An 11889-nucleotide genomic window follows, 5' to 3' on the forward strand; every position below is an offset into this window, starting at 1 on the left:
ATACACACCATGGCTTTCAGCCAACGCAAGATCGAGTACAAAACCAACGGGCAGATCCTTAAGATGCGCGAGGCGGGCCTGGTCCTGGCCGAGGCGCTGGACGAGGCCGTTGCTGCAGCGCAGATCGGTGTCACCACCGCGCACCTGGACGCGGTGTTCGCCTCGGTGCTCGAGCGCCACGGCGCCACCAGCAACTTCAAGGGCTACTACGATTTCCCGGCAAACATCTGCGCCTCGGTCAACGACCAAGTCGTCCACGGTTTCCCCAGCGAGTACGTGCTGGCCGACGGCGACGTGCTCAAGATCGACGGCGGGGCGATCATCGATGGTTGGCATGCCGATTCGGCACGCACCGTGATTGTCGGTGAAGCAGACCCCGCGGATCAGCGCCTGTCGGATATCACCCAGGAAGCCATGTGGCGGGGGATCGCTGCGCTGGCCGAGGCCCGCTTCGTGGGACAGATCGGCGATGCCATCGATGACTTCGTCTCCGAGGTTCCAGGTGAGCCGCTGGGCATCCTGGAGGACTATGTCGGCCACGGCATCGGTTCGGCGATGCACCAGGCCCCGGATGTGCTCAACTACCGCACCGGGCACCGTGGGCCGCGCGTGAAGCCAGGTATGTGCCTGGCCATCGAACCGATGCTGGTCCGCGGCGGGTTGGAGACCAAGGTCTTGGAAGACGACTGGACCGTGGTGACTGTCGATGGCGCTCGCGCCTCGCAGTGGGAACACTCGGTGGCCGTGCACCTGGGCGGCATCTGGGTTTTGACGGCACACGATGGGGGAGCGGCCGGCCTTGCACCATTTGGCGTGGTGCCCTCGCCGATCCTTCCGTAGCCGGCGTGCGGCTGGCCGGGGGCCGAAGGTTTCCCCGGCCTGTGGCCAACCTAACAAACCGGGGCGTCCGTGCGATTTCCCTTTACGCCCTCCAGCGCGTAGGCTTGACTGTTGGTTGTCTGTTCCTTGGTGCCCAAAAGCTCCGGCTTGGGGTACCGACGTGTTCAGCGACCAAGTCCATAAATCTGTCGGCGGTAAATATCACCGACAATAAAAGTTAGCGGAGGATATGGCCAAGAAAGAGGGTGTCATCGAGGTAGAAGGCGCCGTGTCAGAGGCACTGCCCAACGCGATGTTTCGTGTTGAGTTGCCTAATGGGCACGTTGTACTTGCAACTATCTCGGGAAAGATGCGTCAGCACTACATTCGAATCCTCCCTGAGGATCGCGTAGTGGTGGAACTCAGTCCGTATGACCTCAACCGCGGGCGTATCGTTTACCGCTACAAGTAAAAGCTTTTGCCATTCTTCCCCTCGGGGAAAGGCGACGAAGGTAATTACGCTCCACTTGAAACCGCAACCGCAAAAGGAAATTGCCTTGAAGGTTAACCCTAGCGTGAAGCCGATCTGCGATAAGTGCAAGGTGATCCGCCGTAATGGCGTGGTCATGGTGATCTGCGAAAACCCACGCCACAAGCAGCGTCAGGGCTAATTTCCCTCACGGGAAATCCTGCGCTTTGCAATGAAATCGGCAGTACAGCATCCAACGCGCGATGCATACCCACGGCACGGAGGCCGTGGACCGGGAACACCGGGCATGTACTGCTTTAGACCTCCGATATATCGAAAGGTAGACAGCATATGGCTCGTCTAGCTGGCGTAGACATCCCGCGCGAAAAGCGCGTGATTATTGCGCTCACATACATTTACGGCTTGGGCAAGACCCGTGCAGAACAGACCATCGCCGAGACCGGGATCAACCCGGACACTCGTGTGAAGGATCTCTCCGACGCTGAGCTGGTACAGCTGCGTGACTTCATCGAAGGCAGCTTCAAGGTTGAGGGTGACCTCCGCCGCGAAGTAGCAGCTGACATTCGCCGCAAGGTTGAAATCGGCTCCTACGAAGGCATCCGCCACCGCAAGGGCCTGCCGGTCCGCGGTCAGCGCACCAAGACGAACGCTCGCACCCGTAAGGGACCGAAGCGCACCGTCGCCGGTAAGAAGAAGACTCGCTAAATCTAGCGGTCATCACTAAGCCAAATTTCTCGTAGGAGTAAGCATGCCCCCCAAGACTCGTGGAGCGGTTCGTAAGCCGCGTCGCAAGGACAAAAAGAATATCCCGCTCGGCCAGGCGCACATCAAGAGCACCTTCAACAACACCATCGTTTCCATCACGGATCCGAACGGCGCTGTAATCTCGTGGGCTTCGGCCGGCGAGGTTGGCTTCAAGGGTTCGCGTAAGTCGACCCCGTACGCCGCACAGATGGCTGCTGAGTCCGCTGCTAAGCGCGCTCAGGAGCACGGCCTTCGCAAGGTTGACGTTTTCGTCAAGGGCCCCGGCTCGGGACGCGAAACCGCGATCCGCTCGCTGCAGGCCGCTGGCCTTGAGGTTGGGTCCATCTCGGACGTTTCCCCAAGCGCACACAACGGCTGCCGCCCGCCAAAGCGTCGCCGCGTCTAATAATGACTGTCTGGCTTTGATGCCGCCGCGTCCTTTCCCCACACGGGGGTAGGACGCGGCGGCATGATCGCCACGGCAAGCCAGACCGAACCAGACGAACGCCGACGAGGCATACGTCGTTTCCACCCCCTGTGTTGCGTCATATAGCGGACGCACGCTGAAAGGAAATGTAAGTGCTCATTGCACAGCGCCCCACCCTGACCGAAGAAGTCGTAGCGGAGAACCGCTCCCGTTTTGTAATTGAACCGTTGGAGCCTGGCTTCGGCTACACCCTGGGAAACTCGCTTCGCCGTACCCTCCTCTCCTCCATTCCTGGTGCAGCAGTCACCAGTGTGCGGATCGATGGGGTATTGCACGAGTTCACCACCGTAGCCGGTGTGAAGGAAGACGTGACCGAACTGATTCTTAACATCAAGAATCTCTCAGTGTCCTCCGAGCATGATGAGCCGGTCGTCGCCTACCTGCGCAAGCAGGGCCCAGGCGTCGTCACCGCAGCCGACATCACCCCGCCTGCCGGCGTGGAATTCCACAACCCGGACCTGCACATCGCGACATTGAACGCGAAGGGCAAGTTCGACATGGAACTGACCATCGAACGTGGTCGCGGTTATGTTTCTGCAGCGCAGAACAAGAACGTGGACGCAGAGATCGGTCGTATCCCAGTGGATTCGATCTACTCGCCGGTGCTGAAGGTGACCTTCCGCGTGGAGGCCACCCGTGTTGAGCAGCGCACCGACTTTGACAAGCTCATCGTCGATGTTGAAACCAAGGATTCGATGCTCCCGCGCGATGCAGTAGCATCCGCAGGCACCACCCTGGTTGAACTGTTCGGCCTGGCACGCGAGCTGAACACCGCTGCTGAAGGCATCGAGATCGGCCCGTCCCCGACGGACGCCGCCCTCGCAGCCGACATGGCACTGCCGATCGAAGACCTTGAATTGACAGTTCGCTCGTACAACTGCCTCAAGCGTGAGGGCATCCACTCCGTGGGTGAACTCGTTGCACGCTCCGAGGCCGACCTGATGGACATCCGTAACTTCGGTGCGAAGTCCATCGATGAGGTCAAGGCGAAGCTGATCGATCTGGGTCTGGCCCTGAAGGATTCCCCTCCGGGCTTTGATCTTGCAGCACGTGCCGCAGCCATTGGCGACGATGAAGCCTTCGGTGAGGAAGAAGTCTAAGACTTCTTGGCCCACCAGCTATAGAACTTAAACCTTTGCGCCCGGAATTCCACCGGGCGCAAAGGCCACCATACTAGGAGAACACTATGCCTACCCCTCCCAAGGGTCCGCGTCTCGGCGGCAGCGCAGCTCACGAGCGATTGATGCTCGCGAACCTGTCCGCGCAGCTGTTCGAGAACAAATCCATCACCACCACGCTGACCAAGGCCAAGCGCCTTCGCCCGCATGCAGAGCGCCTGATCACCTTCGCCAAGCGCGGAGACCTGGCCTCGCGTCGCCGCGTCCAGGCAGTCATTGCCTCGCGCAGCCGCACCAACAAGTCGATCGTTCACGAGCTGTTCGAGAACATCGCACCGGTTATGGCCGAGCGCCAGGGTGGTTACACCCGCATCACCAAGATCGGCAACCGCAAGGGCGATAACGCCCCGATGGCTGTCATCGAATTGGTCATGGAGCCGGTTTCGCCGAAGCAGGCCGTTGTGAAGGAAGCCGAGAAGGCTGCCGCAGTGGCTGCTCCGGTTGAAGAGGTCGCCCCGACCGAAGCAACCGAAACTGCAGAGGTCGCCGAGACCGAAGCAACCGAAACTGTAGAGGTCGCCGAGACCGAAGCAGCAGAGGAGAACAAGGCCTAGTCCTTGTCCCCTTTGGCAATAGCCAAAAACGTCGGCCCGGTGCAGTTATGCACCGGGCCTGTGTTTTAAGCACCGAAAACCCCTGCAGCGCCGCTCAAACCTCGACCACTGTGAGCTCCGGCGGGGCAGGAGCCGATCCCAGCGAAGTGGATCCGGCTACTGAACGAGGACCGTGAGATGAATACTTTCGCCGTTGATGCGCGGCATCCCGGCTTGGCGCCGGCTGATAGCGCCAGCGAGCCCACCTCCGTGCGACTGGCAATCCGGATCGGCTATGACGGCACCGCCTACAACGGCTGGGCGCTGCAGCCGGGACTGCCAACGGTCCAGGGAGTACTGGAGGCCGCCTTGGCCCTGCTGATCCGCCGCAAGATCCGCACGGTAGTGGCCGGACGCACAGATGCCGGCGTGCACGCCAGAAACCAGATCGCGCACTTCGACCTGACCCCGGCGGAAGTCGCAGGCCTAGCCCGCGGTGCCGACCTCGAACCAGGTATGGCCTTGTTGAGGCGGCTACGGGGTCTGCTTGGCCGCGAACACGGCGCCATCCTGGTCCGAGACATCTGGATTGCACCAACCGGATTCGACGCACGGTTCTCCGCGCTTTGGCGTCGCTACTCCTACCGCATTGCCGATGGGCCGGCTCGCTTCGATCCGCTCACCCGTGCCTTCACCATGTGGCATAAGGCAGAACTGGACGTCGACTTGTTGAACGCCGAGGCAGCAAGCCTGCTGGGCCGCCACGATTTCCTCTCCTTCTGTAAGCCGCGTGAGCACGCCACCACCATCCGCACGTTGACCGAGTTCTCGTTTCAGCGGGATGCCGAAGGTGTCGTCGTTGCCCATTTGAAAGCCGATGCTTTTTGCCACAACATGGTCAGGGCCATGATTGGCGCCTGCCTCAAAGTCGGAGACGGTAGCGAGAACCCCGGGTGGGTCGGGATGCGCTTGGCCGAGGCCGTGCGCGATTCACGAATCATGTTGGCCGATCCGCGCGCCCTGGTGCTCGAGGAAGTCGCTTATCCGCTCGATGCACAGGAGATTGCCCGTCGCGCCGAATTGACGCGCACTCGACGTAAACCGGAAGAACTCAACAAGAACCTGTCGAAAGAGTCAGACACCAAATAGTCTGTACCGCGCGGGCCAACGCCGCCGGGGGAGTACCGCCCGCAAGCCTTGAATTGAGGATCGAGGATCGAGGATTGGGTGTGACTGTCTCGGTCGGTAGACAACTGCGAAGATGAGCTTCTGAGCGAAGGGGAGAAGCTACCCCCGGGCCATGGGCGTTGCTTGAAACTTCCGGATCATGACTAGGGTGTGCCAGAGCAAGCCATAGATGGCCAGGGACGCGATCAGCGCGGCACCACCTCTAAGAATTATGACCTGCAGGAACAATTCGGCACTTAGCGCGTCTTCGATGACCGGTGTCGCGCCACGGCCGAGGAGGGCGGCGGCCACGGCAGGAACAACTACCACTAGCGACAGCAGCATGGTGCGCGCATTCCGGGGTTCGATGACTTCGGTCTTCACGTTTCTGTGGGATCTTCTTCGCATCTTGATGTACCAGAGGGCCAAGATCGACATTCCGGCGAGGCTGCTACCGTGCTGGAGTAAACGGAAGATGGGAATACCCCCAAGGTGCTCATTGGACAGGGAAGGTACGTGGAGGACTACCCACCCGGATGCGTGCGTGAAAGAGTCCCACACAAGGTGCGTGAGAAGCCCGATCAGCAAGGAGTGGAATGTCCACAGCGCCATATGACCCCCGGTCGGAGGTCGCATCCTGAGCCCAGATTGGTCGGGGAACCACGATTCGGGAAGAGCCCATCGGGTGGGCCCCTTGATAAGCGACAGGAATCCAAACAGCACCAAGGCCAGCGGCATCCCGACGGTCAACATGTGGGCGAATTGGTGTGAGCTGATCCCGTTGAGTAGCGCGGCATTCCAGCCGTGCTCAGAACGCAGCACTTGTAAGAAGTATGGGAGATCCGGGGCCATGGCGCCGGCTACAAGGGCCAGCGGCACCACCGGTTGGCGCAGGAACGGCAGGACTGCAGCCGTATGGGCCAGGGTGAAAGGCAAGGGATCCTCGAAACGTTGTGTCATGGCCCACGCCATTGGCGTCCTGTTGCGTATGGGGCCATCTCAAGCGTAGTTGGCTCGCGCGGGGAACGTAGACGCACGTACTGTTACGGCGGTCATATTGGCTAAAATCGTCAAGGCTGCCAGAACCATGCCCACGGTGCCGCTTGCTCAACTCTAAGGTCGCGGCGCGTCCCGATAATTGATGCCCAGCACCTCTGGCATGCAACAGGTGTCTGCTATGAGGCCTAGAAGACGGCTTGTCGGCAGTCTCACCTTGGACGCTTTGGTGGTGTCGGGGTTAATCCGATAGACTATCGGCTGTTGTGCGTGTCCTTTGTTCGACACAACCTTCCCCGTGTGACGGCTCAGTTGCAGAGCCACTGGTCTGCGGGGATTGCGAACATTCATGGACGGCCGGTCTTTTCAGTCCTCACCTGGCGAACTGGTACAGCGCATCGAACACAGCACGTTCTAGGACAGTGGATCTCACAGCCGTTGACCAAAAGTGTGCTTGACCAGTAACCAATAAACAAAGGCAATTACAGTGCGTACGTTCACTCCAAAGCCGGCCGACCAGACCCGCCAGTGGCTCATCATTGATGCCACTGACGTTGTACTTGGTCGCCTCGCCGTCCAGGCCGCAACCCTGCTGCGCGGCAAGCACAAGGCTACCTTCGCCCCCCATATGGACATGGGCGATCACGTCATCATCATCAACGCCGAGAAGGTTGCCCTCACCGGCGCCAAGCTCGAAAACAAGCGCGCTTACCGCCACTCGGGTTTCCCGGGCGGCCTGAAGTCCGTTTCCTACGCCGAGCTTCTTGAAAAGAACCCGGTTCAGGCAGTGGAGAAGGCCATCAAGGGCATGCTCCCGAAGAACTCGCTGGCTGCAGACCAGCTGTCCAAGTTGAAGGTCTACCGCGGTGCCGAGCACCCGCACGCTGCACAGCAGCCACAGACTTTCGAAATCACCCAGGTCGCGCAGTAGCGCTGGGCCCCGAGAACAAGACTTTAGGAGAATATCGTGGCTCAGAACACTGAAGAGATCACCGAATTCGAGGGTGAAGCACCGACTTCGTACACCTCGGAGACCGTTGCGGTTGAAGTAGAAGAAGTCAAGGAACGTCCGGCACTGACCGTTGCAGGTGCAGCAGTCGGCCGTCGCAAGCAGGCAATCGCCCGCGTGCGTGTCGTTCCGGGCACCGGCAAGTGGACCCTCAACGGTCGCTCGCTGGAAGAATACTTCCCGAACAAGCTGCACCAGCAGGACGTCAACGAACCGTTCAAGCTGCTTGAACTGGACGGCGCATACGACGTTCTTGCACGCATCCACGGCGGTGGCCCCTCGGGCCAGGCCGGTGCGCTGCGCTTGGGCATCGCCCGCTCGCTGAACGAAATCGACCGCGACAACAACCGCGCTGCCCTCAAGAAGGCCGGCTACTTGACTCGTGACGCCCGCGTCATCGAGCGCAAGAAGGCTGGTCTCAAGAAGGCTCGTAAGGCTTCGCAGTTCTCCAAGCGCTAAACCGCTTGCGCCGGGTTTGTCCCGGCACCGAAAGGCCCTGGCATTCATGCCGGGGCCTTTCGGCCTTTAAGGACCCTGAAGGCGTGGTATGTCACACCATTTGCCAAATATTGTCTTGATAAACACCGCAGATGCCCGAATCCGGCGGAATCTGGCTCTATGATGGATGACGATGGCAAGGTTATTTGGGACCGATGGTGTCCGCGGAAAAGCAAACGAACTTCTAACCCCCGAACTGGCGCTGGCGCTTTCACAGGCCGCCGCCATGGTATTGGGGCATGAACAAATACATGACGGGCGACGTCCCGTGGCGGTAGTGGCCAAGGATCCTCGGATCAGTGGCGACTTCCTTTCGGCTGCAATCGAGGCGGGCCTCGCGGCCTCCGGCGTCGATGTGCATGATGCCGGAACCCTCCCCACCCCGGCTGCAGCCTACTTGGTGGCAGATCTGGGAGCCGATTTCGGCGTCATGATCTCCGCCTCGCATAATGCGGCACCGGATAACGGGATCAAGTTCTTGGCCCGTGGAGGCAAGAAGCTTGACGACGCACTCGAGGACGCCATCGAGGCGGCATTGGAGAAACCCAAGTACCGGCCCGTCGGCGCGGACGTGGGACGCGTCTCGCGCTTCGCCGATGCCGAGGATCGCTATGTCATGCACCTGTTGCAGACCCTGCCCAACCGCCTGGATGGGCTGAAGGTTGTCCTGGACTGCGCCCACGGCGCGGCCAGCGGCTGCTCCCCGGAGGTCTTCAACGCCGCCGGCGCACAGGTGGTCGTCATCGGGGCAGCCCCGGACGGTATCAACATCAACGACGGTTACGGTTCCACGCACCTTGAACGCCTGCAGGAAGCAGTGCTGGACAACGGCTCGGACCTGGGCATCGCCCACGATGGTGACGCGGATCGCTGCTTGGCCGTTGACCACGAGGGAAACATCGTGGACGGGGACCAGATCATGGCGATCATGGCCACGGACATGAAGGAACGAGGTGTGTTGAAAGACAACACCCTTGTTGCCACCGTGATGAGCAACCTGGGCCTGAAGATCGCAATGCGCGAAGCAGGGATCACCCTGAAGGAAACCGGCGTCGGAGACCGGTACGTGCTCGAAGGCATGCGGGCGGGGAACTTCAACCTCGGCGGCGAGCAGTCCGGCCACGTGATCTTCGCCGACCACGCCACCACCGGCGACGGCGTACTGACCGGCCTGCACATCGCAGCCCGGGTCAAGGCCACCGGCAAGACCCTCAAGGAGCTTGCCGAGACCATGACGGTGCTCCCGCAGGTCCTCATCAACGTCAAGGGCGTAGATAAGGAAGCGGCACCCAGCAATCGGAATCTGATCACCGCGATCGCCGCGGCAGAGGCAGAACTGGGACAAAACGGGCGAGTGCTGCTTCGTGCCTCGGGCACCGAGCCCGTCGTCCGCGTGATGGTCGAGGCCACCTCACACGAGATGGCCCATTCATTGGCCACCACGCTGGCCGGGGTCGTCACCAACGAACTGGCTCTCTAAGTTTCTGGGCCGTATAAGGATGATCGTTTTTGATTTCATCCCTAAAGTCGCGACTGAATACAGTTCAACTGTTGTAGGTTCATCTATTTACTTGCTGGGGGACATATGTCGCTAAAGATTTCTGTAATTGGGACGGGCTATCTGGGAGCCACACACGCCGCTTGTATGGCTGAGCTAGGCTTTGACGTTATCGGCGTCGATATTGATGCTGCAAAAGTCGCTGCGCTCTCCCGGGGGAATCTTCCGTTCCATGAACCTGGGCTACCGGAACTTCTCCGCAAGCATGTAGACAGTGGTCGGCTTCGGTTTACGACCGACTACGCGGAAATTGCAGACTGGGCGGATATTCATTTCATAGGGGTTGGGACTCCACAACGTGCCGATGGGCACGGGGCAGATCTTCGGTTTGTGGATTCCGCTGTTCACGAGTTAACGAGTCGGATCCGTGGCTCCGCTTTGATAGTCGGCAAATCAACTGTGCCTGTGGGAACGGCCCGCCGTTTGCGGGGCATAATCGACACAGAAGCTCACTCAGAAGCAAACATTGCTCTGGCGTGGAACCCTGAGTTCCTGCGCGAAGGTTTCGCTGTTGCTGACACAATGCGGCCCGACAGACTTGTGATTGGTGCAGAGGGCGGGACTGCGGAGGCTCTATTACGAGAGGTCTACGCGGTTGCCCTAGCTGCTGAAACGCCTCTCATTGTTACTGATTTTGAGACGGCAGAACTGGTCAAGGTGGCAGCGAACGCTTTCCTAGCCACAAAGATTTCATTCATCAACTCTTTCGCTGAAGTCACAGAGACTATTGGCGGCGACATCACTACACTGGCTGATGCCTTGGGGCACGATATACGAATTGGCCGAAAGTTCCTCAATGCTGGCGTTGGTTTTGGTGGAGGTTGCCTTCCTAAGGACATTCGTGCATTACAAGCTCGCGTGAGCGAATTGGGTCTGTCTCATACAATGGGATATCTGGCTGAAGTCGACGAGATCAACCTGCGCCGCCGGGAACGCGTGGTGCGTCTGGCTAACTCCATGCTTAGCGACAAATTGGTTGGTGCCCGTATCGCCGTTCTTGGCGTTACTTTCAAGCCCGATTCGGACGACGTGCGGGACTCCCCGGCGTTGGACATTGCGGTGCGGCTGTTCAATGCCGGCGCAGACGTATTGGTGTACGACCCCAAGGGCAACAATAACGCCGCCGAGCGCTTCCCGAGGCTGCACTACGCCAATGACCTGCCCGAGGCCGTTGCCCAGGCGGACCTAGTACTGCTGCTGACCGAGTGGGCCGAGTTTAAGGCACTGGTTCCGGCGGACCTTGAAGATGTGGTTGCTGAGCGGCGCATCATTGACGGGCGCAACGTGCTGGCCCGTGGTCAATGGGAGGACGCCGGATGGGAGATCGTCGGGATGGGACAGCACCACCCCCCGCTTGACGGCGAGCTGTAGCCCGGTCCGCACCGGCGTGCGCCTACAGATTCCCGCACATGTGAAAGGACCCGCTCGTCCAGGCTTGGACGAGCGGGTCCTTTGCTGCCCCTGGCGGGGCAGCCGAATTACGTTTGAGGTATGCCTGCTAGAGAGTCGGCTCCAGGATCTTTGACACCTTGCGTCCTCGGATCATGATCGATGAGGCGCGTGTGAAAGCAATCTGGGCCAGCGAGTTGTCAGAATGCGATAAGGGCCGCGATACCGCAGGCTATGGCTGCAAGGATGCCCACGCCCACGTTCTGCCACATGACCGGGACCCGTGGCTCCTGTCGGTAAAAGCGGTTGTAGCTACGTTTGGCTACGCTTCGTCCCATGATTATCTCCCCAAGTTTGACGCACCCCCCAAGGGCGCGATCACTCTCAAACTTAGAAAATGCGCCAATAGGCGTCCACCACAGCACCAACAATCCACACGTCAGCGTCATTAAGCGGACAACCGACGTCATTAATCAAGAAGGCAGGCACGACTCCTGTTAAACATGTTTTCGACCAAGAAAACTTTTAACCTGAAGTTACGTTAGACAGAACGCCAGGAACCCCGGATTGTCGGGGTTTCTGGCGTTTTTGGTTCCGGGTGTCTGGCTACTTTCTGTGGTTTCGGGCGTGGTGGTCGATGAGGTCCATGGCCTTTTGCTGGCGAGGCGTGGGCATTGAAAGCAGTTCGAAGGTCTTCTCGGTGCCCGGGACGCTGGTGGTGTTCCGTGTCCGTGTTCCCAGGTGGGTGAGGAGGTCCTGGTAGCTGGTGGCGGCGGTCCCGTCGTCAAGTTTTCGGGTGCTGGCCTTGCGTGCCGCGGCGGTGGAACGGTGAACCTTGGCGACCGGTTCCTCGGGGACGGGCCGGTTCTCGTCGGTGAACGTCAACGGCGCGAGCGCGGTGCGTAGGTGCCAGGTCAGGTGGGCGGCGAGCATGCAGAGAAACACGTGGGCGCGGGTGCGGTTCTCGGTGTAGTGGCGGATGGGGCGGATGCCTAAATCCCGACTCTTGAGGGTCTTGAAG

General features: G+C 60.0%; 13 protein-coding genes and 1 pseudogene. 12 read left to right on the forward strand and 2 right to left on the reverse strand.

Annotation, left to right across the window (positions count from 1 at the left end; translation table 11 throughout):
- The first annotated feature begins 9 nt into the window (after positions 1–9).
- The 8 genes from map (at position 10) to truA (ending at position 5400) form a co-directional block, all read left to right on the forward strand.
- Positions 10–840, forward strand: coding sequence for a type I methionyl aminopeptidase (gene map / locus ADIAG_RS09075; RefSeq protein WP_007271049.1), 831 nt, complete (start codon positions 10–12; stop codon positions 838–840).
- 229 nt (positions 841–1069) lie between these two features.
- On the forward strand, positions 1070–1291 hold the full coding sequence (gene infA, locus ADIAG_RS09080) for a translation initiation factor IF-1 (RefSeq protein ID WP_007271050.1): 222 nt from the start codon (positions 1070–1072) through the stop codon (positions 1289–1291).
- A gap of 85 nt (positions 1292–1376) precedes the next feature.
- The gene (gene rpmJ, locus ADIAG_RS09085) at positions 1377–1490 is read left to right on the forward strand and encodes a 50S ribosomal protein L36 (protein ID WP_013349661.1); all 114 of its coding nucleotides are present in this window, start codon (positions 1377–1379) and stop codon (positions 1488–1490) included.
- A 149-nt stretch (positions 1491–1639) separates the two neighbouring features.
- The gene (gene rpsM / locus ADIAG_RS09090) at positions 1640–2014 is read left to right on the forward strand and encodes a 30S ribosomal protein S13 (RefSeq protein ID WP_007271051.1); all 375 of its coding nucleotides are present in this window, start codon (positions 1640–1642) and stop codon (positions 2012–2014) included.
- A gap of 43 nt (positions 2015–2057) precedes the next feature.
- Positions 2058–2459: a 30S ribosomal protein S11 gene (rpsK, locus tag ADIAG_RS09095; protein WP_007271052.1), complete on the forward strand. Its 402-nt coding sequence runs from the start codon at positions 2058–2060 to the stop codon at positions 2457–2459.
- Between the two features lie 173 nt (positions 2460–2632).
- On the forward strand, positions 2633–3640 hold the full coding sequence (locus tag ADIAG_RS09100; protein ID WP_007271053.1) for a DNA-directed RNA polymerase subunit alpha: 1008 nt from the start codon (positions 2633–2635) through the stop codon (positions 3638–3640).
- Between the two features lie 86 nt (positions 3641–3726).
- The gene (gene rplQ / locus ADIAG_RS09105; protein WP_007271054.1) at positions 3727–4272 is read left to right on the forward strand and encodes a 50S ribosomal protein L17; all 546 of its coding nucleotides are present in this window, start codon (positions 3727–3729) and stop codon (positions 4270–4272) included.
- A 177-nt stretch (positions 4273–4449) separates the two neighbouring features.
- A complete protein-coding gene (gene truA / locus ADIAG_RS09110) occupies positions 4450–5400 on the forward strand; it encodes a tRNA pseudouridine(38-40) synthase TruA (RefSeq protein WP_007271055.1) in 951 nt (316 codons plus the stop codon).
- Positions 5401–5538: 138 nt separating this feature from the next.
- Here the strand turns inward: truA and ADIAG_RS20160 are convergent, their stop codons facing one another.
- Positions 5539–6378 carry a DUF4184 family protein gene (locus ADIAG_RS20160; protein ID WP_161623950.1) on the reverse strand — a complete coding sequence of 280 codons (840 nt, stop codon included), beginning with the start codon at positions 6376–6378 and terminating at the stop codon, positions 5539–5541.
- A gap of 523 nt (positions 6379–6901) precedes the next feature.
- Here ADIAG_RS20160 and rplM point away from each other — a divergent pair.
- From rplM to ADIAG_RS09135, 4 genes are all read left to right on the forward strand, one after another.
- Positions 6902–7345, forward strand: coding sequence for a 50S ribosomal protein L13 (gene rplM, locus ADIAG_RS09120; RefSeq protein WP_007271057.1), 444 nt, complete (start codon positions 6902–6904; stop codon positions 7343–7345).
- A 36-nt stretch (positions 7346–7381) separates the two neighbouring features.
- Positions 7382–7882 carry a 30S ribosomal protein S9 gene (rpsI, locus tag ADIAG_RS09125; RefSeq protein ID WP_007271058.1) on the forward strand — a complete coding sequence of 167 codons (501 nt, stop codon included), beginning with the start codon at positions 7382–7384 and terminating at the stop codon, positions 7880–7882.
- Between the two features lie 172 nt (positions 7883–8054).
- Complete coding sequence (gene glmM, locus ADIAG_RS09130) at positions 8055–9401, forward strand: phosphoglucosamine mutase (protein ID WP_007271059.1); 1347 nt, start codon at positions 8055–8057, stop codon at positions 9399–9401.
- A gap of 105 nt (positions 9402–9506) precedes the next feature.
- Entirely contained in the window at positions 9507–10850 is a 1344-nt protein-coding gene (locus tag ADIAG_RS09135) for a UDP-glucose dehydrogenase family protein (RefSeq protein WP_007271060.1), read from the forward strand.
- A gap of 624 nt (positions 10851–11474) precedes the next feature.
- On the opposite strand, the pseudogene ADIAG_RS09145 reads toward ADIAG_RS09135, so the two are convergent.
- Positions 11475–11889 (reverse strand): annotated as a pseudogene (locus tag ADIAG_RS09145) (IS1634 family transposase); the annotation flags it as partial.

Origin of the sequence: Paeniglutamicibacter gangotriensis Lz1y (assembly GCF_000348945.1) — a bacterium.
GTDB lineage: Bacteria > Actinomycetota > Actinomycetes > Actinomycetales > Micrococcaceae > Paeniglutamicibacter > Paeniglutamicibacter gangotriensis.